At 66.7% G+C, this 25,934-nt stretch carries 26 protein-coding genes; 16 read left to right on the top strand and 10 right to left on the bottom strand.

Translation table 11 applies throughout. The annotated features are described in order from the left end of the window. Window positions 1–15: 15 nt before the first annotated feature. From CKCBHOJB_RS14285 to CKCBHOJB_RS14245, 9 genes are all read left to right on the top strand, one after another. The gene (locus CKCBHOJB_RS14285; RefSeq protein WP_281049331.1) at window positions 16–783 is read left to right on the top strand and encodes a 3-hydroxyacyl-CoA dehydrogenase; all 768 of its coding nucleotides are present in this window, start codon (window positions 16–18) and stop codon (window positions 781–783) included. A 159-nt stretch (window positions 784–942) separates the two neighbouring features. Beyond that, complete coding sequence (locus CKCBHOJB_RS14280) at window positions 943–3,432, top strand: heavy metal translocating P-type ATPase (RefSeq protein ID WP_281049330.1); 2,490 nt, start codon at window positions 943–945, stop codon at window positions 3,430–3,432. Between the two features lie 18 nt (window positions 3,433–3,450). Then, complete coding sequence (gene ccoS / locus CKCBHOJB_RS14275; protein ID WP_281049329.1) at window positions 3,451–3,660, top strand: cbb3-type cytochrome oxidase assembly protein CcoS; 210 nt, start codon at window positions 3,451–3,453, stop codon at window positions 3,658–3,660. A gap of 494 nt (window positions 3,661–4,154) precedes the next feature. Next, the gene (ccoN, locus tag CKCBHOJB_RS14270) at window positions 4,155–5,585 is read left to right on the top strand and encodes a cytochrome-c oxidase, cbb3-type subunit I (RefSeq protein WP_281049328.1); all 1,431 of its coding nucleotides are present in this window, start codon (window positions 4,155–4,157) and stop codon (window positions 5,583–5,585) included. Window positions 5,586–5,600: 15 nt separating this feature from the next. Beyond that, window positions 5,601–6,236: a cytochrome-c oxidase, cbb3-type subunit II gene (gene ccoO, locus CKCBHOJB_RS14265; protein ID WP_281049327.1), complete on the top strand. Its 636-nt coding sequence runs from the start codon at window positions 5,601–5,603 to the stop codon at window positions 6,234–6,236. Between the two features lie 14 nt (window positions 6,237–6,250). Continuing rightward, window positions 6,251–6,439 carry a cbb3-type cytochrome c oxidase subunit 3 gene (locus CKCBHOJB_RS14260; protein ID WP_281049326.1) on the top strand — a complete coding sequence of 63 codons (189 nt, stop codon included), beginning with the start codon at window positions 6,251–6,253 and terminating at the stop codon, window positions 6,437–6,439. Beyond that, complete coding sequence (gene ccoP / locus CKCBHOJB_RS14255) at window positions 6,432–7,322, top strand: cytochrome-c oxidase, cbb3-type subunit III (RefSeq protein ID WP_281049325.1); 891 nt, start codon at window positions 6,432–6,434, stop codon at window positions 7,320–7,322. The genes CKCBHOJB_RS14260 and ccoP overlap by 8 nt, the downstream gene beginning before the upstream one ends. A gap of 99 nt (window positions 7,323–7,421) precedes the next feature. Further along, the gene (gene ccoG / locus CKCBHOJB_RS14250) at window positions 7,422–8,852 is read left to right on the top strand and encodes a cytochrome c oxidase accessory protein CcoG (RefSeq protein ID WP_281049324.1); all 1,431 of its coding nucleotides are present in this window, start codon (window positions 7,422–7,424) and stop codon (window positions 8,850–8,852) included. A 1-nt stretch (window position 8,853) separates the two neighbouring features. Beyond that, window positions 8,854–9,363, top strand: a complete 510-nt coding sequence (locus tag CKCBHOJB_RS14245) for a FixH family protein (protein WP_281049323.1) — start codon at window positions 8,854–8,856, stop codon at window positions 9,361–9,363. A 107-nt stretch (window positions 9,364–9,470) separates the two neighbouring features. Here CKCBHOJB_RS14245 and CKCBHOJB_RS14240 read toward each other — a convergent pair whose 3' ends face one another. Beyond that, the gene (locus CKCBHOJB_RS14240; protein ID WP_281049322.1) at window positions 9,471–9,914 is read right to left on the bottom strand and encodes a universal stress protein; all 444 of its coding nucleotides are present in this window, start codon (window positions 9,912–9,914) and stop codon (window positions 9,471–9,473) included. Between the two features lie 114 nt (window positions 9,915–10,028). Between CKCBHOJB_RS14240 and CKCBHOJB_RS14235 the strand changes: the two genes are divergently transcribed. Next, window positions 10,029–11,438 carry an MBL fold metallo-hydrolase gene (locus tag CKCBHOJB_RS14235; protein WP_281049321.1) on the top strand — a complete coding sequence of 470 codons (1,410 nt, stop codon included), beginning with the start codon at window positions 10,029–10,031 and terminating at the stop codon, window positions 11,436–11,438. A 36-nt stretch (window positions 11,439–11,474) separates the two neighbouring features. On the opposite strand, the gene CKCBHOJB_RS14230 is transcribed toward CKCBHOJB_RS14235, so the two are convergent. Next, the gene (locus CKCBHOJB_RS14230; RefSeq protein ID WP_281049320.1) at window positions 11,475–12,158 is read right to left on the bottom strand and encodes a Crp/Fnr family transcriptional regulator; all 684 of its coding nucleotides are present in this window, start codon (window positions 12,156–12,158) and stop codon (window positions 11,475–11,477) included. Between the two features lie 93 nt (window positions 12,159–12,251). Between CKCBHOJB_RS14230 and CKCBHOJB_RS14225 the strand changes: the two genes are divergently transcribed. Then, window positions 12,252–12,632: a SirB2 family protein gene (locus CKCBHOJB_RS14225; RefSeq protein ID WP_281049319.1), complete on the top strand. Its 381-nt coding sequence runs from the start codon at window positions 12,252–12,254 to the stop codon at window positions 12,630–12,632. Window positions 12,633–12,651: 19 nt separating this feature from the next. Here CKCBHOJB_RS14225 and fnr read toward each other — a convergent pair whose 3' ends face one another. Next, window positions 12,652–13,392: a fumarate/nitrate reduction transcriptional regulator Fnr gene (fnr, locus tag CKCBHOJB_RS14220; RefSeq protein ID WP_281049318.1), complete on the bottom strand. Its 741-nt coding sequence runs from the start codon at window positions 13,390–13,392 to the stop codon at window positions 12,652–12,654. Between the two features lie 139 nt (window positions 13,393–13,531). Between fnr and hemN the strand changes: the two genes are divergently transcribed. The 4 genes from hemN (at window position 13,532) to ppa (ending at window position 16,611) form a co-directional block, all read left to right on the top strand. Next, window positions 13,532–14,923, top strand: coding sequence for an oxygen-independent coproporphyrinogen III oxidase (gene hemN / locus CKCBHOJB_RS14215; protein ID WP_281049317.1), 1,392 nt, complete (start codon window positions 13,532–13,534; stop codon window positions 14,921–14,923). A gap of 112 nt (window positions 14,924–15,035) precedes the next feature. Continuing rightward, the gene (locus CKCBHOJB_RS14210) at window positions 15,036–15,746 is read left to right on the top strand and encodes a sulfite exporter TauE/SafE family protein (RefSeq protein ID WP_281049316.1); all 711 of its coding nucleotides are present in this window, start codon (window positions 15,036–15,038) and stop codon (window positions 15,744–15,746) included. Between the two features lie 44 nt (window positions 15,747–15,790). After that, on the top strand, window positions 15,791–16,000 hold the full coding sequence (locus CKCBHOJB_RS14205) for a cation transporter (protein ID WP_281049315.1): 210 nt from the start codon (window positions 15,791–15,793) through the stop codon (window positions 15,998–16,000). 83 nt (window positions 16,001–16,083) lie between these two features. Then, a complete protein-coding gene (gene ppa / locus CKCBHOJB_RS14200) occupies window positions 16,084–16,611 on the top strand; it encodes an inorganic diphosphatase (protein WP_281049314.1) in 528 nt (175 codons plus the stop codon). A 123-nt stretch (window positions 16,612–16,734) separates the two neighbouring features. On the opposite strand, the gene pyk is transcribed toward ppa, so the two are convergent. The 6 genes from pyk to gcl form a co-directional block, all read right to left on the bottom strand. Next, window positions 16,735–18,153: a pyruvate kinase gene (gene pyk, locus CKCBHOJB_RS14195; protein WP_281049313.1), complete on the bottom strand. Its 1,419-nt coding sequence runs from the start codon at window positions 18,151–18,153 to the stop codon at window positions 16,735–16,737. Further along, the gene (locus CKCBHOJB_RS14190; RefSeq protein ID WP_281049312.1) at window positions 18,150–18,584 is read right to left on the bottom strand and encodes a heme-binding protein; all 435 of its coding nucleotides are present in this window, start codon (window positions 18,582–18,584) and stop codon (window positions 18,150–18,152) included. The genes pyk and CKCBHOJB_RS14190 overlap by 4 nt, the downstream gene beginning before the upstream one ends. Window positions 18,585–18,615: 31 nt before the next feature. Next, a complete protein-coding gene (locus CKCBHOJB_RS14185; RefSeq protein ID WP_281049311.1) occupies window positions 18,616–19,038 on the bottom strand; it encodes a DUF3830 family protein in 423 nt (140 codons plus the stop codon). 132 nt (window positions 19,039–19,170) lie between these two features. After that, window positions 19,171–20,055, bottom strand: a complete 885-nt coding sequence (locus CKCBHOJB_RS14180) for a 2-hydroxy-3-oxopropionate reductase (protein ID WP_281049310.1) — start codon at window positions 20,053–20,055, stop codon at window positions 19,171–19,173. Between the two features lie 112 nt (window positions 20,056–20,167). Then, complete coding sequence (hyi, locus tag CKCBHOJB_RS14175; protein ID WP_281049309.1) at window positions 20,168–20,947, bottom strand: hydroxypyruvate isomerase; 780 nt, start codon at window positions 20,945–20,947, stop codon at window positions 20,168–20,170. A gap of 63 nt (window positions 20,948–21,010) precedes the next feature. Continuing rightward, window positions 21,011–22,786 (bottom strand): glyoxylate carboligase, encoded by a 1,776-nt coding sequence (gene gcl, locus CKCBHOJB_RS14170; protein ID WP_281049308.1) that lies wholly within the window; start codon window positions 22,784–22,786, stop codon window positions 21,011–21,013. A gap of 278 nt (window positions 22,787–23,064) precedes the next feature. On the opposite strand from gcl, the gene CKCBHOJB_RS14165 reads away from it, so the two are divergent. After that, window positions 23,065–23,988, top strand: coding sequence for a LysR family transcriptional regulator (locus tag CKCBHOJB_RS14165; RefSeq protein ID WP_281049307.1), 924 nt, complete (start codon window positions 23,065–23,067; stop codon window positions 23,986–23,988). A gap of 66 nt (window positions 23,989–24,054) precedes the next feature. Here the strand turns inward: CKCBHOJB_RS14165 and CKCBHOJB_RS14160 are convergent, their stop codons facing one another. Further along, window positions 24,055–25,554 carry a nucleobase:cation symporter-2 family protein gene (locus tag CKCBHOJB_RS14160; protein WP_281049306.1) on the bottom strand — a complete coding sequence of 500 codons (1,500 nt, stop codon included), beginning with the start codon at window positions 25,552–25,554 and terminating at the stop codon, window positions 24,055–24,057. Window positions 25,555–25,934 lie beyond the last annotated feature (380 nt).

Genomic DNA, 25,934 nt, shown 5'->3' with positions numbered 1-25,934 from the left:
TGGGAGGGAGTTCGAATGCAGATCGAGAATGGTGTTTTCGTGGTGACGGGTGGTGGCTCGGGGTTGGGCGCAGCCACCGCGCGCATGTTGGTCGAGGCGGGGGCCAAGGTCGTGCTCGCCGACGTCAATCGTGAGGCTGGCGAGGCGCTGGCGGCCGAGCTCGGCGCGGCGGCCGTGTTTGCGCTTACCGACGTCACCGATGCCGACAGCGGCAAGGCGGCGATCGACCTGGCCGTGAGCCGTTTCGGCCGTCTGAGCGGTCTGGTCAACTGCGCCGGCGTCGCGCCGGCGGAGAAGATCGTCGGCCGCGAGGCGCCGCACCGGCTGGAGAGCTTTGCGCGTACCGTGTCGATCAACCTGATCGGCACCTTCAACATGCTGCGCCTGGCCGCCGACGTGATGAGCAAGGCCGAGCCGGATGCTGGCGGCGAGCGCGGCGTGATCGTCAACACCGCCTCGGTCGCGGCCTTCGACGGCCAGATCGGCCAGGCCGGCTACGCCTCGTCCAAGGCCGGTGTGGTCGGGCTGACGCTGCCGGTGGCGCGCGAGCTGGCGCGCTACGGCATCCGCGTGATGGCGATCGCGCCCGGGATCATGGAAACGCCGATGCTGATGGGCATGCCGCAGGACGTGCAGGATGCACTCGGTAAGATGGTTCCCTTCCCCTCGCGCCTGGGCAAGCCGGCCGAGTTCGCCGGCCTGGTCCGCCACATCGTCGAGAACCCCTACCTGAACGGCGAGGTGATCCGCCTCGACGGCGCGATCCGGATGGCCGCCAAGTAATCGTATCGGGCGTCGCCCGATCACGATCGGAGTCGGGTCGGCACAGTGGCCGATGCTGCAGCGCAATAGCCGCTGCCGGCGAAATGTGCTAAAACCCGGGCTCCCTTTCGCTCCGCCTCGAACGGTCCTGCCGTCCGGGGCGGCTCTGCATTCGTGTCCATGACTCCTGCCGAACTGCCCGCTTCCGTGGCCGACGATGCAGCCGATACCGACTGCTACCACTGCGGCCTGCCGATCCCGCCCGACACACGGCATTACGTGCAGATCGACGGACGCCGGCGCCGCATGTGCTGCATCGGCTGCGAGGCGGTCGCGCAGTCCATCGTCGATAACGGCCTGGTCGATTACTACCGCCACCGCGACGCCATGCCCGAGACGCGGCGCGAGGCGATGCCGGTCGAGCTGCAGGAGCTCGGCCTCTTCGACCATCCCGACTTCCAGAAGAGCTTCGTGCGCCCGGTGGGCGAGCACGAGCGCGAGGCCTCGCTGATCCTCGAGGGCATCACCTGCGCCGCCTGCGTGTGGCTCAACGAGAACCACGTCGCGCGCCTGCCGGGCGTGTCGGCGATCCAGATCAACTACGCCACCCGCCGTGCGCGCGTGCGCTGGGACGAGCGCAGCATCAGGCTGTCGGACATCCTGGCCGCGATCCAGGCCATCGGCTATCGCGCCTATCCCTACGACGCCGAGCGTTCCGAGCAGGTCGCCGGCCGCGAGCGGCGCTCGATGCTGTGGCGGGTGTTCGTCGCCGGCTTCGGCATGATGCAGGTCATGATGTACGCGTTCCCCGCCTATGTCGCCGGCGAGGGCGACATGACCTGGGACATCGAGCTGCTGCTGCGCTGGGCCAGCCTGCTGCTGACTCTGCCGGTGGTGCTGTACTCGGCCGCGCCCTTCTTCCAGCGCGCCTGGCGCGACGTGCGCCTGCGCCGCCTGGGCATGGACGTGCCGGTGGCGCTCGGCGTCGGCAGCGCCTTCCTTGCCAGCCTGTGGGCGACGCTGACCGACGGGCCGGAGGTGTATTTCGATTCGGTGACGATGTTCGTGTTCTTCCTGCTCGGCGGGCGCTACCTGGAGATGCTCGCGCGCCAGAAGGCGGTGCGCGGCGTGGAGGAACTGGGCAAGGCGCTGCCTTCCTTCGCCGAGCGCCTGGCGGGCTGGCCCGGGCAGGGCACGGGGGAGCGCGTGCCGACCGCGCAGCTCGTGCCCGGTGACATCGTCCGCGTGCGGCCGGGTGAGGTGATCCCGGTCGATGGCGTCGTCGTCGAAGGGGTGGGCGAGGCCAACGAGGCGCTGCTCACCGGCGAGAGCCTGCCGGTGTCCAAGCAGGTCGGCGACCGCCTGACCGGTGGCAGCATCAACGTGTCCTCGCCGCTCTTGCTGCGCGTCGAGCATGTCGGCGACGCTACCCGGCTGGCGGCCATCCGCCGCCTGATGGAGCGGGCGGCGGGCGAGAAGCCGCGCATCGCCACGCTGTCGGACCGGGTCGCGGTGTATTTCATCGTCACCCTGCTGGTGCTTGCCGCGCTCACCGGCATCGGCTGGTACCTGGTCGAGCCGGAGCGCGCGCTGTGGGTGTTCGTGTCGGTGCTGGTGGTGGCGTGCCCGTGCGCGCTGTCGCTGGCGACACCGACCGCGCTCACCGTGGCTACCGATGCGCTCGCCCGCATGGGGGTGCTGGTCACCCGCGGCCACGCCATCGAAACCCTGGCACGGGCGAACCAGTTCGTGTTCGACAAGACCGGCACCCTGACCCGCGGCCGCATGCGCCTGGAGGAGGTCCTGGTGCTGGGCGGGTGTGGCGAGGCCGAACTGCTGCGGCTGGCGGCGGCGATCGAGCAGGGCTCCGAGCATCCGCTGGCCGCAGGCCTGCGCGAGGCCAGCGCCGGGCAGCCGCTGCCGACGGCCTCGGAGGTGAGGGCCGAAACCGGGCAGGGCATGCGCGGTCTGATCGAGGGCGAGCCGTTCTGGATCGGCCGCCCGGATTACGTGGCGGCGGCCGCCGGGCTCGCGTCGCCCGTCGGGCTGGAGGCCTTTGCCGCCCGCGGCGGCACCGTGATCGGCCTTGCCGGACGTGCGGGCTGGCTCGGGCTGTTCCGCCTGGCGGACCAGTTGCGCGACGAGGCGTCGCTGCTCACGCGTCGGCTGGCGGGCGAGGGGGTCGGCATGAGCGTGCTCTCGGGCGACGCGCCGGCGGTGGTGGCCGATGTGGCCGGGGCGCTCGGCATCGACGACGCCCACGGCGGTCTGAGTCCGCAGGGCAAGCAGGAGGCGATCTCGGCGATGCAGCGCGATGCGCACGCGGTGGTCGCGATGGTGGGTGATGGCGTCAATGACGCGCCGGTGCTCGCGCAGGCGCACGTTTCGGTAGCGATGGGCGGAGGCACGGATCTCGCGCGCAACCAGGCCGACATCGTGCTGCTGAACGAGAACCTCGCCAGCCTCGGGCGAGGGATCGATCTGTCGCGAAAGACGCTGCGGATCATCCGCCAGAACCTATGGTGGTCCTTTGCCTACAACTTCACGTCGGTGCCGCTGGCGATGGCCGGCCTGGTCACGCCGTGGATGGCCGGCATCGGCATGGCAGCGAGTTCGCTGCTGGTCGTGCTCAATGCGATGCGCCTGCAGCGCGTGCCTGGAGCGCGCTGAGCGCCGGGAGAGTTTGCGATGGAAAGCCTGTATCTGCTGATCCCGATCTCGATCGTGCTGGTGTTCGTGATCGGCGTGCTGTTCTGGTGGTCGCTGCGCAGCGGGCAGTACGACGACCTCGAAGGTCCGGCCTACCGCCTGTTGATGGACGACCGCGACGAACCACCGGCGGTGCGTGCGGAGAACGAGGGCGGTGCGGGACCGGAAGAGCGCTCGCCGAAGAGGTGAAGGACAAGATTCGGCGGTGATCTCGCGCCGGGTTGACCTAGGTCAACATGGCCTACGACTGCATTGGCAAAATGGCGGCGTGTTGATCAGGCGGCATGACGTGCCGATGGTCGATCCGAATTTTTGTCTCTCTGTTGGGGTTGGGGGTGCGTGCATGCGCACCCTTTTTTTTCGTCCCCCGCATCCCCGATCAAGCCGCCTTCGCGGCGCTCGCCGCTTCCTCGCGGCCCCGCTCCGAATTCCTCCCGCGCATGCCGATCACGATATGTGCCGCGATACTGCTGCTGCAATGCGCAAGCCAGTAATGGCGCCGGTTTGCGGGCGTTTTTGGACTTCTTCCAATTTTCCCTTCCGCACCCTGCTGGGGTGCAATACAATGTTGATCTGTGTCAAATTGCGTACTCGCTATAGGGGTATTCTCGGTCGGCTGCTTATGACGCCCAGCCACCGAGGGGCTGCGCAGGCAAGGTTTTTAAAACGAAGAGGTGACTCACATGCAATCGCAAGCGACTTATAACTATAAAGTCGTGCGGCAGTTCGCCATCATGACGGTGGTGTGGGGCATTGTGGGCATGCTGGTCGGCGTGATCGCCGCGGCACAGCTCGTATGGCCCGAACTGAACGTTCACGAATTCCTGCACTTCGGCAGGCTCCGTCCGCTGCACACCAACGCCGTGATCTTCGCGTTCGGTGGCTGCGCGCTGTTCGCCACGTCCTACTACGTGGTCCAGCGCACCTGTCACACTCGCCTGTTCGCCCCCGGACTGGCCGCGTTCACGTTCTGGGGCTGGCAACTGGTCATCGTGCTCGCCGCGATCACCCTGCCGCTGGGCTACACCAGCTCGAAGGAATACGCCGAGCTCGAGTGGCCGATCGACATCCTGATCGCGATCGTGTGGGTGTCCTACGCCATCGTGTTCTTCGGCACCGTCGCCAAGCGCAAGGTCTCGCACATCTACGTCGCGAACTGGTTCTTCGGCGGCTTCATCCTAACCGTCGCGCTGCTGCACATCGTCAACAGCGCAGCGATCCCGGTCTCGCTCACCTCGATGAAGTCCTACTCGGCCTATGCGGGCGTTCAGGACGCGATGGTGCAGTGGTGGTACGGCCACAACGCGGTGGGCTTCTTCCTGACCGCGGGCTTCCTCGGCATGATGTACTACTTCGTGCCCAAGCAGGCTGACCGTCCGGTCTACTCCTACCGTCTGTCGGTGGTGCACTTCTGGGCGCTGATCTTCACCTACATGTGGGCGGGTCCGCACCACCTGCACTACACCGCGCTGCCCGACTGGACCCAGTCCGTGGGCATGGTGTTCTCGCTGATCCTGCTCGCACCGTCCTGGGGCGGCATGATCAACGGCGTGCTGACCCTGTCGGGCGCCTGGCACAAACTGCGCACCGACCCGATCCTCAAGTTCCTGATCACCTCGCTGTCCTTCTACGGCATGTCGACCTTCGAAGGTCCGATGATGTCGATCAAGACGGTCAACGCGCTGTCGCACTACACCGACTGGACGGTCGGCCACGTGCACTCCGGTGCGCTGGGCTGGGTGGCGATGATCTCGATCGGCTCGGTGTACTTCCTGCTGCCGCGCCTGTACGGCAAGACCGAGATGTACAGCGTCAAGCTGATCAACGCCCACTTCTGGATCGCCACCATCGGCATCGTGCTTTACATCGCCTCGATGTGGATCTCCGGTGTGATGCAGGGCCTGATGTGGCGCGCCACCAACCCGGACGGCACGCTGACCTACTCCTTCGTCGAGAGCGTCAAGGCAAGCTATCCGTTCTGGACCATCCGCTTCATCGGCGGCGCACTGTTCCTGACCGGCATGTTCATCATGTTCTACAACATGGTGAAGACGATCGCCGGCCAGAAGGCCTACGACGCGCCGGTGCTCGCACCCGCCGCTGCCCACGCCTGATCGGAGAAAAACAACATGGCTCAATCGAAGCACGAAAAGATCGAACGCAACGTATTCCTGATGATCGTGCTCACGCTGATGACCGTCAGCGTGGGTGGTCTGGTGGAAATCGTGCCGCTGTTCTTCCAGCACTCGACCACGACCCCGATCGACCACAAGGGCAATGCGCTCGACGTCAAACCTTACGATCCGGTGCGCCTGGTCGGTCGCGACATCTATGTGCGTGAGGGTTGCTACAACTGCCACTCGCAGATGATCCGTCCGTTCCGCGCCGAGACCGAGCGCTACGGCCACTACTCGGTGGCGGGCGAGTACGTCTATGACCACCCGTTCCAGTGGGGCTCGAAGCGTACCGGCCCGGACTTGGCTCGCGTCGGTGGCCGCTACTCGGACGAGTGGCAGCGTGTCCACCTGCTCAATCCGCGCGACGTGGTGCCGGAGTCGAACATGCCGGCCTTCTCGTGGCTCGATCGTCCGGTCAAGGCCGACGACATCCAGGACAAGATGCGCGCGCTGAACAAGGTCGGCCTGCACAAGTACAGCGATGAAGAGATCGCTGCCGCGCCGGCCGCGCTCGAAGGCAAGACCGAACTCGATGCCATCGTGGCCTACCTTCAGGGCCTCGGCACCGCGATTTCGAACTTCCGTTAATCAGGAGACGCGCCGTGGATATCAACGACATCCGGAGCCTGATCACCGTGCTTGGCTTGGTCTGCTTCCTGGCCATCTGCGCATGGGCTTACAGCAAGCACGCGAAGGCGGGCTTCGATGCGGCGGCGCGCCTGCCTTTCAGCGACGATGACCTGCCGGCCCGTGGCGGACGGCAAGACCTTGAGGGAAAAACAAATGGCTGACTTTATCAGCGGTTTCTGGAACATGTATGTGATGGTCCTCGTGGCCCTCTCCATCCTGTTCTGTGTGTTCGTGCTGGTGTCGAACATGACCAAGCGCGAGAAGGGCCCGGTCGAACTGCACGGTCACGTGTGGGACGAGACGCTCGCCGAGTACAACAACCCGCTGCCGCGCTGGTGGATGTACCTGTTCTGGATCACCATCTTCTTCGCGGTCGCGTATCTGGCGATCTATCCCGGTTTCGGCAACTCCAACCAGAGCCGTGGCCAGTGGGCTCAGTACGACGCCGAGATGAAGGCCGGCCAGGAGCGCTTCGGCCCGGTCTTCGCCAAGTATCGCGAGATGGACGTCATGGCCGTCGCCGCCGATCCCGAGGCCAATGCCATGGGCAAGCGCCTGTTCCTGACCTACTGCCAGCAGTGTCATGGCGCGGCCGCGCAGGGTGCGAAGAGCTTCCCGAACCTCACCGACAGCGAGTGGCTGTGGGGGGGCGCACCGGAGAACATCAAGGAGACCATCACCAACGGCCGTAACGGCGTCATGACGCCCTTCGGTCAGGTGCTCGGTGCCGACGGCGTGAAGGACGTCGCCAACTACGTGCGTTCGATGAACGGACTGGCTCACGATTCGGTGCGTGCCCAGCGTGGCAAGGAAGCCTTCGAGAACAACTGCGTGGCCTGCCACGGTGCCGACGCCAAGGGCAATCCGATGCTCGGTGCGCCCGATCTGACGAATAACCAGTGGCTCTACGGCTCGTCGGAAGCGACCATCATCGAGACCGTCACCCATGGGCGCAACAACAAGATGCCGGCATTCGGCGAGTTCCTCGGCGAGGACAAGGTCCACATCCTGGCCGCCTATGTGCTCAGCCTGAGCAAGAAGTAATCGAAGTCTCGGCAGTTTGCAGTTCCATCCCGGGAGGAGGGGGTCCTCCCGGGGTTTCGAAAATAACAATAACAACAAGAATTCATTGGTAAAAAGGCCATGAACAGCCCATCCCCTTCGCCGCAGAAGACGGCGAACAAGTCCCCGGAATCCTCAGAGGACACGCTTTACGCCTCCCGCAAGAAGCTCTACGTGCGCGCGGTCACCGGCCTCTTCGCCAACTGGCGCTGGGCGCTGGTGTGGATCACGCAGCTGATCTACTACGGACTGCCGTGGCTGACCTGGAATGACCGCCAGGCCGTGCTGTTCCACCTCACCGAACGCAAGTTCTACATCTTCGGCTGGGTCTTCTGGCCGCAGGACGTCTTCTTCCTCGCGCTGCTGCTGATCATCTCGGCCTACGCGCTGTTCTTCTTCACCGCGATCGCCGGCCGCCTGTGGTGCGGCTACGCCTGCCCGCAGACGGTCTACACCGAGATCTTCATGTGGATAGAGCAGAAGATCGAGGGTGATCACAACAAACGCCAGAAGCTCGACCAGGCGCCGATGAGTGCCGAGAAGGCCGTGCGCCGTGGTGGCAAGTTCCTCGCGTGGGCCATCGTCGCGCTATGGACCGGCTTCACCTTCGTGGCCTATTTCTCGCCGCTCGACGAACTGCTGCAGTCGCTGACGAGCTTCAGCTTCGGCCCGTGGGAGATCTTCTGGATCCTGTTCTATTCCGCGTTCACCTACCTGTTCGCCGGCGTCATGCGCGAGCAGGTGTGTACCTACATGTGCCCGTATGCCCGCTTCCAGGCGGTCATGTTCGATCCGGACACGCTGGTCATCACCTACGACGAGGAGCGCGGTGAGCCCCGCGGCACGCGCAAGAAGGGCATCGACCCGCGCACCGTTAGCAAGGGGGACTGCATCGACTGCGGCATCTGCGTGCAGGTGTGTCCCACGGGCATCGACATCCGCAAGGGCCTGCAGTACGAGTGCATCGGCTGTGCCGCCTGCATCGATGCCTGCGACCAGGTCATGGACAAGATGAACTATCCGCGCGGCCTGATCCGCTATTCGACCGAGAACGCGATGAAGCGGCACTGGGGTCGCAAGGAGATCGTCAGCCACGTGCTGCGGCCGCGGACCCTGATCTACGGCGCCATCCTCGTGCTGATCTGCATCGGCTTCGTGTGGGGCCTGGCGGCACGCGAGCCGCTGCGCGTCGACATCATCCGCGACCGCTCCTCGCTGGGGCGCGAGGTCGAGGGCGGCCTGATCGAGAACGTCTACCAGCTCCAGGTCATGAACATGACCGAGGTGCCCCGTGCCTTCCGGCTCGAGGTCTCGGGTCTGCCCGGGGTGCGCATCGCCGGCGAGCAGCGCGTCGACGTGGCGCCGGCAGCCACCCAGTCGGTCACGCTGCAGGTCGTGGTGCCCTACGACTCCGGTCAGCCCGGCACCAACAACATCGCCTTCCAGGTGACGGCGGAAGACGATCCCGGGCTCACGCTCAGGGAAGAGACCACTTTCCTGATCCCGCGCTGAAATGAGTACGAGCATGAGTGAGAAGCCGCGCCAACCGTGGTACCGCCAGGGCTGGCCCTGGTTCCTGATCGCCTTCCCCGCGGCTGCGGTCGTCGGCGGAATCGCCACCCTGGTGATCGCCGTTCAGAGCTTCGACGGCATGGTGGTCGACGACTACTACAAGGAAGGTCGCGCGATCGTGCAGACGATCGGACGGGTCGAGCATGCCCGCGAGTTGGGACTGCGCGCCCAGCTCCGGGTGCGCAGCGAATCGGTCCACATCGAACTCTCCGCCGCGGATGCCGTCCGCTTGCCCGAGCGCATCCGCCTGACGGTGGCCCACCCGACGCGCGGCGGCCTCGATCAGGAACTGGTGCTCGCCGGCAGTGCCGGTGTGTATGAGGCGGCGCTGGCACCGCTCGGCACCGGACGCTGGTTGTTCGTTATCGAAGACGAGGCCCGAAGCTGGCGAATGGACGGGTCCGCATTCCTCCCTGCAGAGATGGAGATCACGATCGATCCGAATGTCTGATATCGAGCGCAGCCACTGAAACACGCTCCGCCAACGAAAACGGCCCGCACATGCGGGCCGTTTTGTTTCCTCCCCCGATCGATCGAGGGCGCAGGACCGTCCGACGATCAGCGATACACCAGGACCGGCGTCTTGCTGTGGGTCAGGACCTTCTGCGTTTCGCTGCCGAGGAGCAGGCCGGCGATGCCGCGGCGTCCATGCGAGGCCATGAAGATCAGGTCGCAGCCATGACGGTCGGCTGCATCGATGATGGCTTCGTAGGGCACTTCATTGACGACGGTGTCGCTGTCCGCGGCCACACCGGCCGCATCGGCCGCATCCTTGGCCTTGGCGAGGATGGTTTCGGCCTCGGCGGCCGCGGACTTCGAGAACTGCTCCGGCGTCGTGGGGTCGATCAGTGCACCCTCGCCATAGATCGGCATCGGGAAGTCGGGCTGGGCATAGAAGAAGGTGATCCGGGCTCCCGTCTCCTTGGCGAAGGAAACCGCCCGGGCTACCGTACCTTCCGACAAGGCCGACCCATCGGTCGGGACCAGAATGTGCTTGAACATGACGGATGCTCCCTGTTGTGTGTCACGATCCGATTATAGCGAGGTGGGGCGGTCTGCCATGATTGATCGTGATCAAACCGCGGCAAGTTCCTACGAGATCCTTGGAGATGCGAGATGAGGCTGACTTTTCTGGGGGCCGCCGGCGAGGTCACCGGCTCATGCATGCGGGTCGACCACGAGCGCGGCAGTTTCCTGATCGACTGCGGACTGTTCCAGGGGGGGCGCGAGGCGGATCGCAAGAACAGCGAGGCGCTGAGCTTCAACCTGCGCGAGATCGACTTCGTGCTACTGACGCATGCCCATCTCGACCATACCGGCCTCGTTCCGCGGCTGGTGGCGCTGGGCTACAAGGGACCGATCTTCGCCACCGCCGCCACCGTCGATCTGCTCGCCGTGATGCTGATGGACTCCGCGCACATCCAGGAAAAGGAAGCGGAATGGGCCCTGCGCAGCACGCGTTCGCGCAAGGCCGGGCGCGGCGGGCAGCTCGTGCCGCTCTACACCGTCGAACAGGCGCGCCACAGCCTCGGACGCCTGCGCCCGCTCGCCTTCGACGAGATGGTCGAGGTCGGCCCCGGCGTGCGCTGCCGCTTCCGCAATGCCGGCCATATCCTCGGTTCGGCGATCATCGAGATCGACGTCGAGGAGCGCGGCCACACCCGCCGCCTGGTCGCCTCGGGCGATCTCGGCCAGCCGATGCGCCCGGTGCTGCAGGACCCGGTGCATATCCCGGCAGCGGATTACCTGTGCGTCGAGTCGACCTACGGCGACCGCGCCCACCGCTCCTTCGCCGAGACCTGCGACGAGCTGGCCGAAGTGCTGCGGCGCACGTTGAAGGTCGATGGCGGCAACGTGATCATTCCCGCATTCGCGGTCGGGCGCACGCAGGAACTGCTGTTCGTGCTGGCGGATCTGGTGCGCGCAGGCCGTGTCGATCGACTCGACGTCGTGGTCGATTCGCCGATGGCCTCCGCGGTCACCGAGCTCACCGTGCGCCATGACGACCTGTGGGACGAGGAGACGCGCGAGCTTTATGCGTGGACGCGCAAGCACCCGGACAGCTTCAACCTGCGCTTCGTGCAGGACGTCGAGGAGTCGATGGCGCTCAACGCGGTGCGCGGTGGCCTGGTGATCATCTCGGCGAGCGGGATGTGCGATGCCGGGCGGATCAAGCATCACCTGCGCTACAACCTGGGGCGGCGCGAGTGCGCGATCGTGATCGCCGGCTTCCAGGCTGCCGGGACGCTGGGGCGGCGGCTGGTCGATGGGGCGCGCCAGGTCACCCTGTTCCGCGAGCGCATTCCGGTGCGGGCGCGCATCCACACCATCGGCGGCCTGTCGGCGCATGCCGACCAGCCCGCCTTGCTGAACTGGCTGCGTGGGTTCAGGAATCCGCCGCGACGCACCTTCGTCGTGCATGGCGAGCCGTCCGCGGCATCGGCGCTCGCCGACCTCGCCGAGCGCGAGCTCGGCTGGCGTCAGGTCGAGGTCGCCGTGCCGGGTGTGCCCTGCGTGCTGAACTGAGGGACCGGCGTCGCGGATCGCAGGCCGGGTGTGGTCTCAGGCGTTGTAGCGCGACAGGCGCTGCGGATCGTGCAGCGTGATGCGCTTGCCATGGACGCTGATCAGGCCGGCCTCGCTGAGGTCGTGGAAGATGCGCGACAGGGTTTCCGGCGTCAGGTTGAGCCGGGACGCGATCACCTGCTTGCTGGTGGGCAGGGCGATCTCGCTGGGCGTGTCGCTGTCGGCGACCTGCAGCAGGTAGCCGATCACGCGCTGCATGCTCGAGCGCAGCGAATAGGTCTCGACGTCCTGGATCAGACCGTGCAGGCGGATCGCCATGCCTGCCAGCAGCTTGTGGGCGAAGGTGGAGTCCTGGTCGATCAGGTCGGTCACCACCTGCTGGCCGACATGCACGAGCACGGTGTCGGTCAGGGCCTCGGCGAAAACCGGGTAGGGGTGGTTCATGAACATCACCGCCTCGCCGAAGCTCTGCATCGGGCCGATGATCTCCACCACCTTCTCGGTTCCCTGCGCCGACGAGAATGCGAGCTTGACCTGGCCCGAGACGACGAAGTAAAAGCCGTGCGGCTGGTCGCCGCGCTGGAACAGCACCTCGCCGCGGGCGACGTGGCGGTCACGCGTGTAGCGTGCGACGAGCTGGATGTCCGCGTCCGACAGTTCGCTGAACAGCGGGATCCGGTGCAGCAGGGACGGGATGTCGAGCTGGGAATGAGGGGGCATCGAAAGACTCTCCGTAAGGCGTCGCAATTCTAGTCCAGCCGGTGCGTTGCCGGCTGTTTCCGGCTCTGTGGCCGGCTATCGGAAGGAGAAGGGATGTATTTCGCGATCAAACATCTGCATGTCACCTGTGTCGTCCTCAGTGCGACCGGTTTCCTGCTACGCGGGCTGTGGATGATCACCGGCAGTCCGCTGCTGCGCCACCGGCTGACCCGGGTGCTGCCGCACGTCGTCGACAGCCTGCTGCTGCTGTCGGCCATCACCCTCGCGGTGATGATCCAGCAGTACCCGTTCGCCGCCGACTGGGTGACGGCCAAGGTTGCCGGCCTGCTCGCCTACATCCTGCTCGGCACCGTCGCGCTCAAGCGCGGGCCGACGGTGGGCATCCGCGTCACCGCCTTCGTCACCGCGCTGATGGTCTATGGCTGGATCGTGTCGGTCGCCCTCACCAAGAATCTGGCCGGATTCCTCGCCTGAATCCGGCGGCGGGCGGCGGTCAGCGCACGCCCTGCTGGTGCTGGATGAGGCGCTTGAGTCCGGCCGGGTCGAGCAGCAGGACGTGCTTCTGCTGCACCGAGATCAGCCCGTCTTCCTGGAAGCGCGAGAAGGCGCGCGACACGGTCTCGAGCTTGAGCCCGAGGTAGGAGCCGATCTCCTCCCGGGTCATGCGCAGGTTGAACTCCTGCGACGAGAACCCGCGGGCGTTGAAACGCTGCGACATGTTCAGCAGGAAGGCAGCCAGGCGCTCCTCGGCGCGCATCGAGCCGAGCAGCATCATCACGCCGTGGTCGCGCACGATCTCGCGGCTCATCACCTTGTGGAACTGCAGCTGCAGGCCCTCGATCTGGTGCGAGAGCTGCTCGAGCTTGTCGTAGGCGATCACGCACACCTCGCTGTCTTCCAGCGCCACCGCGTTGCAGCTGTGCGTCTCGGTGCTGATGCCGTCCAGCCCGAGGATCTCGCCGGTCATCTGGAAGCCGGTGACCTGCTCGCGCCCATCCTCGAGCAGCACGTCGGTCTTGAAGGAGCCGGCACGGATGGCGTAGATCGCCTCGAAGCTGTCGCCGGCGCGGTAGAGGTTCTGCTGGCGCTTGACCTTGCGGCGCGCGCCCACCAGTTCATCGAGGCGGCTCAGCTCGCTGTCCGACATGCCGAAGGGCAGGCACAGCTCGACGAGGTTGCACTGCGAACAGGCGGTCTTGAGCCCATTCACGGTAATTGGCACGGTCGCCCTCATCTGCACGATAATCCTGCTTCCCCGACAAAAGACACCGATTCGGGCACGAGTGGATCTTCAGATCAAGCTCGTTGACCCACGTCAACCAAAAAATTGCGCTGGTCTGCCATTGTTCGGCACACCCTGCAGCAGCAAGATCATGAAAAGTCAGAACGAACTCATCTTCGATCCGCAACTGATCCGTAGATTCGACATCAACGGACCGCGGTACACCTCCTACCCGACGGCAGATCGCTTCGTCGAGGCCTTCAACGCCGAGGCGCTCAAGTCCTGGCTCGCCAAAAGGGCCGTGGGCGGCGTGAGCAAACCGCTCTCATTATACTTCCACATCCCGTTTTGTAACACGATCTGCTATTACTGCGCCTGCAACAAGATCATCACCAAGGATCACGGGCGCTCGGCCAAGTATCTGAAATACCTGGCGAAAGAGATCGCGATGCAGGCCGCCTGCCTCGAGGGCAGCCGGCAGGTGACCCAGCTCCACCTCGGTGGCGGCACCCCGACCTTCCTGTCGCACGACGAGATGCGCGAGCTGATGGCCGCGGTGCGCGAGCACTTCACGCTGGTGCCCAACGGCGAGTATTCGATCGAGGTCGATCCGCGCAAGGTCGATTTCGACACCGTCAAGCTGCTCGCCGATCTCGGCTTCAACCGCATGAGCGTCGGCGTGCAGGACTTCGCCGAGGACGTGCAGGCCGCGGTCAACCGCATCCAGAGCTTCGACGAGACCAAGCTCGTGATCGACGCCGCGCGCGCCACCGGCTTCAAGTCGGTGAGCATGGACCTGATCTACGGCCTGCCCAAACAGAACGTGATCAGCTTCAACCGCACGCTCGAGCAGGTGCTGGAGATCTCGCCCGACCGCATCTCGCTCTACAGCTACGCGCACCTGCCCGGGCTGTTCAAGCCGCAGCGCCGCATCAACAGCGGCGACATGCCCACCGCCGACACCAAGCTGCAGCTTCTGCAGCTCGGCATCCGCCGCCTCACCGAGGCCGGCTACGTCTATATCGGCATGGACCACTTCGCCAAGCCCGACGACGAGCTCACCATCGCCCAGCGCCAGGGCCGGCTGCATCGCAACTTCCAGGGCTACTCCACCCAGGCCGAGTGCGACCTGCTCGCCTTCGGCGTGTCGGCGATCGGCAAGATCGGCCCGGTGTATGCGCAGAACGTCAAGACCCTGGACGAGTACTACGACGCGCTCGACCGCGACGAACTGCCGGTGCTGCGCGGCATCGAGCTCACTGCCGACGACCTGCTGCGGCGCGCGATCATCCAGGCCCTGATGTGCCATTTCGAGCTCTCGATGCAGTCGATCGAGATCGCGCACCTGATCAACTTCCGCGAGTATTTCGCCGACGAACTCGCCGACCTCGCCGAGATGGAGAAGGCCGGCCTGGTGAAGATCGACGGCGACTGGATCAGCGTGCAGCCGGGCGGTCGCCTGCTGGTGCGCGGCATCGCCATGGTGTTCGACCGCTACCTGCGCGCCGACCGCGAGCGCGCGCGCTACTCGCGGGTGATCTGAGGCGCAGGGCCGGCGACCGGATGGCTGGGGGCGCGGCGATTCGCCGCACCCGCCGCGCGCTGCGGCGTAAAATGGCGGCCTCGCGTTCCCGGCGGCCTTGGCCCGTCTCCCCATGCCCGAAACCGGTTACTTCGCCGTCTTCCTGATCGGCCTGCTCGGCGGCACGCACTGCGTGTCGATGTGCGGCGGCATCGTCGGCGCGCTCACCATGCAGGTGCAGACGCCGGGCGGCAAGCCGCAATGGCCGCTGCATCTGGCCTACAACCTCGGCCGCATCGGCACCTACACCGCGCTCGGCGCGGCGGTCGGCTTCATCGGCTCGGTCGGCCTGCTGTACGACGGCATGCTCCCGGTGCAGATGACGCTGTACGTGCTGGCCAACCTGATGCTCGTCGCGCTCGGTCTGTATCTGACCGGTTTCACCCGTCTGCTGGCGCCCATCGAGCGCGTCGGCCACGTGCTGTGGCGCAGGATCCAGCCCGCGACCCGTCGCTTCCTGCCGGCGCGCTCCGTGAAGCAGGCGTTGCCGCTGGGCATGCTGTGGGGCTTCATCCCCTGCGGTCTGACCTATTCGATCCTCGCCACCGCGCTGGTCACCGGCTCTGGCGCCCGCGGCGCCGGGCTGATGCTGGCCTTCGGCCTGGGCACGCTGCCCAACCTGCTGCTGGCGGGCATGCTGTTCAAGCGTTTCCGCGATTTCACCCGTCACCGCAAGGTGCGCCTCGCCTCTGGCCTGCTCGTGCTCGGCTTCGGGCTGTTCGGGCTCTATCATGCGCCCACGCTCGGCGGCGACCTGTGGGGCGGCGTGGTGTGCGTGACCTGAGCGCCGCATCCGCTGGCGCGGCGTCGAACATTGAGGAGTGAAGCATGGAAGAAGTGACGATCAAGGTCGAAGGCATGAGCTGCGGCGGCTGCGTCAGGAACGTGACCGGCGTGCTCAAGGGGCTCGCGGGCGTCGAGGACGCGCAGGTGTCGCTCGAGCAGGGCAGCGCCACGGTGCGCTTCGACCCGGCGCAGGTGTCGGTCGACGCACTGCGCACCGCGGTCGAGGACGCCGGCTTCGACTCGCCGGCCTGAGTGCCGGATGCACGCAGGACGCCGTGCAAGACATTGTGGTTTCCCCCTATAATCCGCGCACAATTTTTCCACGGGAGGGATTCATGGGCTTCGATATGGTCAGCGCCGGCAAGGACGTGCCGAACGACATCAACGTCATCATCGAGATCTCCGCTCAGGGCGATCCGATCAAGTTCGAAGTGGACAAGGACAGCGGCGCCGTCTTCGTCGACCGCTTCATGGGCACTTCGATGCGTTACCCGCTCAACTACGGCTACGTGCCGCACACCATCGCCGGCGATGGCGACCCGGTCGACGTGCTGGTCGTAACCCCCTTCCCGCTGCAGCCGGGCGTTGTCATCCGCTGCCGTCCGGTGGGCGTGCTGAAGATGGAAGACGACGGTGGCGTGGATGCAAAGGTCGTGGCCGTGCCGGTGTCCAAGCTGACCCCGCTGTACGACAAGGTGCAGACCACCGACGACCTGCCCGAGCTGCTGATGAAGCAGACGGTGCATTTCTTCGAGCACTACAAGGACCTCGAGCCCGGCAAGTGGGTCAAGGTCCTGGGCTGGGGCACGGTCGAGGAAGCCAAGCAGGAAATCGTGAACGGCCTGGCTGCCGCCAAGAAGTGATTGCCTAGCTCTCCGCTGCATGCAGAAGGCCCGCTCGATGCGGGCCTTTTGCCGTGTACGGCATACGCTTGCGGGCGTGCCGGCGCTGCGCGGGGGTCAGGGCTGGTGCCTGCCGAGCCGGCCTCAGCCCGGGATGCGCGCGACGTGCAGCAGGTTGGTGCTGCCGCTGGTACCGAAGGGCAGGCCGGCGATCACCACCACCACCTCGCCCGCACGCGCGAAGCCGTGGCTGAGCGCGGCGCGACTGGCGTGCTCGACCATCTCGGCGACGTCATGCACCTCCTCGAAGGGCACCGGATGCACGCCCCAGGCCAGGGCCAGGCGGCGCGCGGTGGCCGCGTGCGGCGTCAGCGCGAGGATCGGCACTGCGGGGCGCTCGCGGCTGGCGCGCAGGGCGCTGAAGCCGGAGCTGGTGTAGGCCACGGTCGCGGCCGGTTCGAGGAGTGCGGCGACGCGGCGCAGTGCGCAGCAGATCGCATCCGGCGTGTTGGCCTCGGCTGCGGTGTGGCTGGCCTCCAGTGCGCTGCGCCAGGCGGGGTCGCGTTCCACCTCGCAGATGATGCTGTGCATGATGGTCACCGCCTCTACAGGGTACTGGCCCGAGGCCGATTCGGCCGACAGCATCACCGCGTCGGCGCCGTCGTAGATCGCGGTGGCGACGTCCGAGGCCTCGGCACGGGTCGGCACCGGCGAGGTGATCATCGACTCCAGCATCTGCGTCGCCACCACCACCGGCTTGCCGGCGGCGCGGGCCGCACGCACGATGCGGCGCTGCAGCACCGGCACCTGCTGCGGCGGCAGCTCCACGCCCAGGTCGCCGCGTGCCACCATGACGCCGTCGGCGAGCGCCACGATCGGCTCCAGGGCGTCGATCGCCGCCGGCTTCTCGAGCTTGGCCATGATCCAGGCACGGTCGCCGATGAGCTCGCGCGCCTCGCGGATGTCCTCCGGACGCTGCACGAAGGACAGCGCCACCCAGTCCACCCCGAGCGAGAGGCCGAAGTCGAGATCGGCGCGGTCCTTGGCGGTCAGCGGCGAGATCGGCAGCACCACGCCGGGGACATTCACGCCCTTGCGGTCGGACAGCGGCCCGCCGACCAGCACCGTGGTGTCGGCGAAATCGGGGCCGAAGGCATCCACGCGCAGGCGCAGCTTGCCGTCGTCGAGCAGCAGCTCGGTGCCGGCCTCGAGCGCGGCGAAGATCTCCGGGTGAGGCAGGTTGGCGCGGGTAACGTCGCCCACGGCAGGGTCGAGGTCGAGGCGGAAGCGCGCGCCGGGGGCGAGCACCACCTTGCCCTCGGTGAAGCGGCCGACGCGCAGCTTGGGACCCTGAAGGTCCATCAGCACGCCGATCGGACGGCCGATTTCCCGCTCGAGCTCGCGGATCAGGCGGTAGCGTTCGGCGTGGTCCTCGTGGCTGCCGTGGCTGAAGTTGAGGCGGAACACGTCGGCGCCGGCCTCGGCCAGGGCGAGGATGCGTTCGCGGGTGGAGCTCGCCGGCCCGAGGGTGGCGAGGATGCGGGCACTGCGTTCGCGTTTCATGCTGCGATCTCCTGATTCGTTGCGGCGATGTGGGCGAGCAGGGCGGAGACGGCGGCGCGCGCCACCCGTGCGTCCTCGCCGGCCTTGACGCCGGAGACGCCGACCGCGCCGACCACGTTGCCGGCGACCACGATCGGCTCGCCGCCCTCGAGCGGCACCACCGGCATCGCCAGCGCGGCGAAGCGGCCGTTGTTGACCATGTCCTCGAAGGCCTTGCTCGGCTTGCCGCTGAGCACGCAGGTGCGCGCCTTCTCGGGGGCGACGGCGGCGCTCATCAGCGGCGCGCCGTCCATGCGCTGCAGCCACAGCGCGTGGCCGCCGGCATCGCAGACGGCGATGCTGACCGCCCAGCCGCAGGCGAGCGCCTCGGCTTCTGCGGCTGCGGCGGCGAGCTTGACGTCGTCGAGCGTCAGTGCGTGGGTGGGTTTCATGTCGTCCTCGTGATGATCGTTCGGTCGGGACTCAGCGCTTGCCGAGGTCGGTGAAGCGGATCCACTGCGCGCCCTTCCACAGCACGGTCCGCCCCATCTCGTTGAGCTGCTCGGCGCCTTCGACCACGGTCAGGAAGTGGTTGCCGGCGAGCTGGCCCATCTTGCTGGCGAAGCAGCTGCTGCCGTAGGCGAACAGGATCTCGGTCTCCGAGAAGCCGCCCGGATAGAGCAGGATGTCGCCGCGCGAGGGGTGGCTGGTGTGGTTCTCGAAGCCGAGGCCGGTGTCGAACTCGCCCAGCGGCACCCATACCGCCTCGCCGCTCCAGCGCGAGTGGATCACCTGGTTGGAAAACGGCAGCAGTTCGAGGAAGGCGGCGCAGGTCTTGGGCGCGGCGGCTTCCTCCATGCGGGCGACGAAGCGGAACGAACCGACGTCGATGGCGAGGTGGCGCATCGGGGTTTCCTTTGATGGGTGGGCGGCGCGTTGGGGAGCACGCGCCGCCCGGGGGCACGCCGGTCGATGCCGGCGCTTTCTGCTCTGTTGCGGCTGGGGTGGCGGCGGGCCTCGCGGCCCTCTGCTCCGGCCTTACTGGCCGATCTCGAAGTTGGCCATCTTCTCCAGCGCGCGCACCATGCCCGAGTGGTCCCACTTCGCGCCGCCGTGCGCGGCGCAGGCGTTGAACAGCTCCTGGGCGGTGGCGGTGTTGGGCAGCGACACGCCGAGCTGGCGGGCGGTGGTCAGCGCCAGGTTGAGATCCTTCTGGTGCAGCTCGATGCGGAAGCCCGGATCGAAGGTGCGCTTGACCATGCGCTCGCCGTGAACTTCCAGGATGCGCGAATTGGCGAAGCCGCCCATCAGCGCCTGGCGAACCTTGGCCGGGTCGGCGCCGGCCTTCGCGGCCAGCAGCAGGGCCTCGCCGACGGCCTCGATGTTGAGCGCGACGATGATCTGGTTGGCGACCTTGGTGATCTGGCCGTCGCCGTTGCCGCCGACGAGCGTGATGTTCTTGCCCATCAGCTCGAAGATCGGCTTGACCTTGTCGAAGCTCGCCTCGTTGCCGCCGACCATGATGGTCAGGCTTGCCGCCTTGGCGCCGACTTCGCCACCCGACACCGGGGCGTCGAGATATTCGCAGCCGAGCGCATTGATGCGCCTGGCGAACTCCTTGGTGGCGACCGGCGAGATCGAGCTCATGTCGACCACGATCTTGCCCTTCGACAGGCCGGCGGCGACGCCCTCGGGGTTGAACAGCGCGTCCTCGACGTGCGGCGTGTCCGGCACCATGGTGATGATGATGTCGGCCTGGCGCGCGACCTCGGCGCCGTTGGCGCACGGCCGGGCGCCGGCTTCGATCAGCGCGGCGGGGGTGTCGCCGCGGGTGTGGGTGAAGACCGTGTGGCCGCCCTTGATGAGGTTGCCCGCCATGGGCGTGCCCATGATGCCGAGGCCGATGAATCCGATGTTTGCCATTTTGTTGTCTCCTGAATGTCGATGATGTCCTGATCGCGGCCTCCGCCGCTCCCACCGAAACCGGTACGGCTTCCGCAAGCCCTGTGGGAGCGGTGGAAGCCGCGAATGTCGATTAGCCGGCCAGTGCCTTGATCCAGCCCAGGCCCTCGCGGGTACCGGCGGCGGGCTTGTATTCGCAGCCGATCCAGCCGTCGTAGCCGAGCTGGTCGATGAAGCGGAACAGCCAGGCGTAGTTGATCTCGCCGCTGCCCGGCTCGTGGCGGCCCGGGGTGTCGGCGATCTGCATGTGGGCGATCTTCGGCAGGTGTTTCGCGATGGTGTTGGCGAGTTCGCCCTCCATGCGCTGCATGTGATAGATGTCGTGCTGAAGGTACAGGTTGGGCGAGCCGACTTCCTCGATCAGCGCGATCGCCTGCGCGGTGCGGTTCAGGTAGAAGCCGGGGATGTCGAAGGTGTTGATCGGCTCGATCAGCAGGCGGATGCCGGCCTCCTTGAGCGCGCCGGCGGCGAAGCGCAGGTTGGCGACGAAGGTCTCGCGCGTCTTCTCGGGATCGACGCCGGCCGGGGCGATGCCGGCCAGGCAGTTCACCTGCTTGCAGCCGAGCGCGGTGGCGTATTCGATCGCGCGTCCGACGCCGTCCTGGAATTCGCCGACCCGGTCCGGATGGCAGGCGATGCCGCGCTCGCCGCCGTCCCAGTCGCCCGCCGGCAGGTTGTGCAGCACCTGCACCAGGCCGTGCTTGACCAGGCGCTCGGCGATCTCGTTCTTGTCGAAGGCATAGGGGAAGAGGAACTCCACGCCCTTGAAGCCGGCTTCGGCCGCCGCCTGGAAGCGGTCGAGGAAAGGCACTTCGTTGAACAGCATGGTCAGGTTGGCATTGAACTTGGGCATTGCTTCATCTCCGGTTGTCTGCTGGGAACGGGCCTGGGAGGGCCCGTCCCCGGGGCGGTGCGTTCAGTCGAGGATCGAGATCGCGGTCGGCGCGTCCTCGCCGCGCTCGGCCAGTTCCTCGAACTCGTTGATGGCGTCGATCTCGGTCCCCATCGCGATGTTGGTCACGCGCTCGAGGATGATCTCGACCACCACCGGCACGCGGAACTCCTCCATCCACTGCCGTGCCTGGGCGAAGGCGGGCTGAATGTCCTCCGCCTTGCGCACGCGGATCGCCTTGCAGCCCAGGCCCTCGACCACGCTGACGTGATCGACGCCGTAGCCCTCGGTTTCCGGCGCGTTGATGTTCTCGAACGCGAGCTGCACGCAGTAATCCATGTCGAAGCCGCGTTGCGACTGGCGGATCAGGCCGAGATAGGCATTGTTGACCAGCACGTGGATGTAGGGGATCTTGAACTGCGCGCCCACCGCCAGTTCCTCGATCATGAACTGGAAGTCGTAGTCGCCCGAGATCGCCACCACCTTGCGCTGGGGATCGGCTGCACACACGCCGAGCGCGGCCGGGATGGTCCACCCGAGCGGGCCGGCCTGGCCGCAGTTGATCCAGTGGCGCGCCTTGTACACATGCAGGAACTGCGCGGCGGCGATCTGCGACAGGCCGATCGTGCTGACGTAGCAGGTGTCCTTGCCGAAGGCGCGGTTCATCTCCTCATACACGCGCTGCGGCTTCATCGGCGTGGCATCGAAGTGCGTCTTGCGCTGCATCGTGCGCTTGCGCTGCTGGCACTCGGCCACCCAGGCGCTGCGGTCGGGAAGCTGGCCGGCGGCCTTCATCTCGCGCGCCACCTCGAGCAGGCGGTCGAGCGCCGCGCCGGCGTCGGACACGATGCCGTAGTCGGGGCCGAACACGCGACCGATCTGGGTCGGCTCGATGTCGACATGCACGAACTTGCGACCCTGGGTGTAGACCTCGACCGAGCCGGTGTGGCGGTTGGCCCAGCGGTTGCCGATGCCGAACACGAAGTCGGACGCCAGCATGGTCGCGTTGCCGTAGCGGTGCGAGGTCTGCAGGCCGACCATGCCCGCCATCAGCGGATGGTCGTCGGGGATGCTGCCCCAGCCCATCAGGGTCGGGATCACCGGCACGCCGGTGAGCTCGGCGAATGCCTGCAGGCGGGCGGCTGCATCGGCGTTGATGACGCCGCCGCCGGACACGATCAGCGGACGTTCGGCGGCGTTGAGCATCGCCATCGCCTTCTCGGCCTGGGCGCGGGTGGCGGCCGGCTTGTAAGCGGGCAGCGGCTCGTAGGTGTCGATGTCGAACTCGATCTCGGCCATCTGCACGTCGAAGGGCAGGTCGATCAGCACCGGGCCGGGGCGGCCGGAGCGCATGATGCTGAAGGCCTGCTGGAACACGCGCGGCACCAGCGCCGGCTCGCGCACGGTCACCGCCCACTTGGTCACCGGCTTGGCGATCGACTCGATGTCCACCGCCTGGAAGTCTTCCTTGTACAGGCGGGCGCGCGGCGCCTGGCCGGTGATGCACAGGATCGGGATCGAGTCGGCGGAGGCCGAATACAGGCCGGTGATCATGTCGGTGCCGGCCGGGCCGGAGGTGCCGATGCACACGCCGATGTTGCCCGGGTTGGCGCGGGTGTAGCCCTCGGCCATGTGCGAGGCGCCCTCGACGTGGCGGCCGAGGATGTGGCGGAAGCCGCCTTCCTTCTTCATCGCCGAGTACAGCGGGTTGATTGCGGCGCCAGGCACGCCGAACACGGTGCTCACGCCTTCCTTGCGCATCACCGCGGCTGCGGCATCGACTGCTCTCATGCGGGCCATTTCCTGTCTCCTGATGGGATGTTGTTGAAATCGATGGCTGCAGGATAGGGAGCGCGCGGCGATGAATGAATGGGTGTATAAATCGGTTCTGTCGATACTTTTGATATCGAGTCGCGTCGGTGCTGGGCTCTGGGTGCCTCTATTCCCGGGCGCTTATGGGCATTATCAGCATCCGGAATAACGTTCAGGTATCTTCCAGCGCCACTCGTGCGTGGATCGCGGCCGCCGCTGCGCCCACGGGGCGCCGGAGACTGCGCCGGGATCGCCAAGGAACAGGAATGGATCGCCATACCGAAATTCGCAGCTTCGTGCTGGTCGCCGAGAAGGGCAGTTTCGCCAGCGCTGCGCTGGTCGAGGGGGTCACGCCGGTGGTCATGGGGCGGCGGCTCGATGCGCTGGAGAAGCGCCTCGGCGTCAAGCTGATGCACCGTTCGACGCGGGGCCTGGCGCTGACCGAGCTCGGCGAGCAGTTCCTCGAGCAGGGCCGCGGCCTGCTGCGCGAGTTCGACGAGATCGAGCGCGCGGTCAGCCTCGGCCGCAACGTGGTGCGCGGCCACCTGGTGGTGTCGGCGCCGGCGGCCTTCGGGCGCCGGCACGTGGCGCCGCATGCGGCGGCGTTCAAGGCGCTGCACCCCGAGCTGCGAATGTCCTTCAACTTCACCGACAGCGTCGTCGACCTGGTGCGCGAGGGCTACGACATGGCGATCCGCATCGGCGAGGTCACCGATCCCAACTATGTCGCCGTGCGTCTCTTTCCCAACCGCCGCGTGGTGTGCGGCACGCCGGACTACTTCGAGCGCCACGGCGTTCCGCATCAGCCGGAGGAACTGGCCCGTCACAACTGCCTCGCGTTCAACCTTGCCGGCGGTCAGCAGCGCGGGTGGACCTTCCAGCGCGACGGCCGCCTGTTCGCGGTGCGGGTCGAGGGCGACCTGGCCTGCAACGACGGCGAGCTGCTGTACGGCTGGGTCAAGCAGGGGCTGGGCGTGGGCTGGCGTTCGACCTGGGAGATCCAGGCCGAGCTCAAGCGCGGCGAGCTGGTCACCGTGCTCGACGAGTTCGCGGTGCCCACCTACGACATCCAGGCGGTGTATCCGCAGCAGCGCTACCTTCCGGCCAAGGTGCGGCATTTCATCGACCATCTGAAGCTGATCTACAACCGACCGGGGTACTGGGAAGGAAACCGAGGGGAAGGAAACTGAGCGGATGGCGGCGCTCGGGCCCGACGATCGCGCACTTCCGCAGGGGCTGCCTGCGCGCATTGTCGATCAGTGCGCTTCCGCCGACTTCGCCGCCTCGATCGCGCCGGCGCGATCCTCGCGTCCGCCGTTGAAGTACAGGTTCAGCACCACCGCCGAGATCGCGGTCAGCAGGATCCCCGACTCGAGCAGGGGGTGCAGGCTGTGCGCCATGTGCTGGGTCCAGCGCGGCGCCACCAGCGGCACCAGGCCGAAGCCGATCGACAGCGCGACGATGTACAGGTTGTTGCGGTTGCCCTTGAAATCGACGTTGGTGAGGATGCGGATGCCGGTCGCGGCCACCATGCCGAACATCACCAGGCCCGCGCCGCCGAGCACGAAGGTGGGCACCGACTCCACCAGCGCGGCCATCTTCGGCAGCATGCCGAGGACGATCATGATCGCGCCGGCCGCAACGCACACCCAGCGGCTCTTGACCCCGGTCACGCCCACCAGGCCGACGTTCTGCGAGAAGCTTGTATAGGGGAAGGTGTTGAACACGCCGCCGATCACCGTGCCCAGGCCGTCGGTGCGCAGGCCGGCGGCGAGTTCGATGCGCGAGATGCGCTTGTCGGTGATCTCGCCCAGCGCCAGGAACATGCCCACCGACTCGATCATCACCACGATCATCACCAGGGTCATGGTCAGTACCATCACCGGGTCGAAGGTCGGCATGCCGAAGGCGAAGGGGGTGACGACGTCGAACCAGTCCGCCTTGGCGACCTTGTCGAAGTGCATCTTGCCCATCACCACCGCGACCACGCAGCCGACGACGATGCCCAGCAATACCGCGATGTTGGCGACGAAGCCGCGCCCGTAGCGCACCAGGAGCAGGATCACCGCCAGCACGAAGGCGGCCACCGCCATGGTGTCGAGCGCGCCGTAGCCGGGGTTGTCGACCATCGGGATGGGCCCCGGCAGCTTGCTGAGTTCGGTTCCGGAAGCGGCGGCCTTCTCCTTGGCGCCGTCTACCATCTGCACCAGCTTCGGCACGTCGACGCTCTGCGCCAGGTGGGCAGGGCCGCCCATCGCCCAGCCCACGCCCACCCGCATCAGGCTGATGCCGATGATGGCGATGATGGTGCCGGTGACCACCGGCGGGAAGAAGCGCAGTAGCCGGCTCATGAAGGGGGCGATGAAGATCGAGATCAGGCCGGCGCCGATGATCGCGCCGAAGATGGCGCGCGCGCCCTCGGGCCCGCCCTGGACGTTGGCCATCGCCACCATGGGCCCGACGGCGGCGAAGGTCACCCCCATCATCACCGGCAGCTTGATGCCGAAGTGCTTGCCGAAGCCGAGCGACTGGATCAGCGTGACCAGGCCGCAGCAGAACAGGTCGGCGGAGATCAGCAGTGCGACCTGCTCCGGGGTGAGGCCGAGCGCGCGGCCGACGATCAGCGGCACCGCGACCGCCCCGGCATACATCACCAGCACGTGCTGCATGCCCAGCGCCGCGAGGCGGCCGCCGGGCAGTTTCTCGTCGACCGGGTGGACCGGGTCGCCGCGACCTTCGAGTGCGAGCTCAGACATCGTTGTCTCCTTCCTTTTCTTTTGTCTCTGTATCGCCGTCCGTGCCGGATCGGGCGGGGGCCGTATACCTGCGGCTCGTGCAGGTGTCGTGCGAACGCGTCCTGCGTGTCGTCCGGCGCGGGCCGATGGCCCGTAGGACGCTCGGCGCGTGGCCGACGGCGCGGCACGACTCGAGATGAAGTCTAGGGACTCGTGTCCGCAGCGGGTGCGACTGCGGCTAATAAGTCGAATATTAAAATTTATATTTTTGCGATGCAGCAATGCCGTCTGCGGCCCGGCTGCGGTCGGCCTTCGGCGTGCCCCGGACGGCACGAAGGCCGTGCGCCTGGTAGGCGGCACGGCCTTCGTGTGCGCAGCGTCGGATGGGGCTCGGTGCAGGG

The organism is Thauera sp. GDN1 (genome assembly GCF_029223545.1).
GTDB lineage: Bacteria > Pseudomonadota > Gammaproteobacteria > Burkholderiales > Rhodocyclaceae > Thauera.
This window is presented reverse-complemented; position numbering and strand designations above follow the sequence as displayed.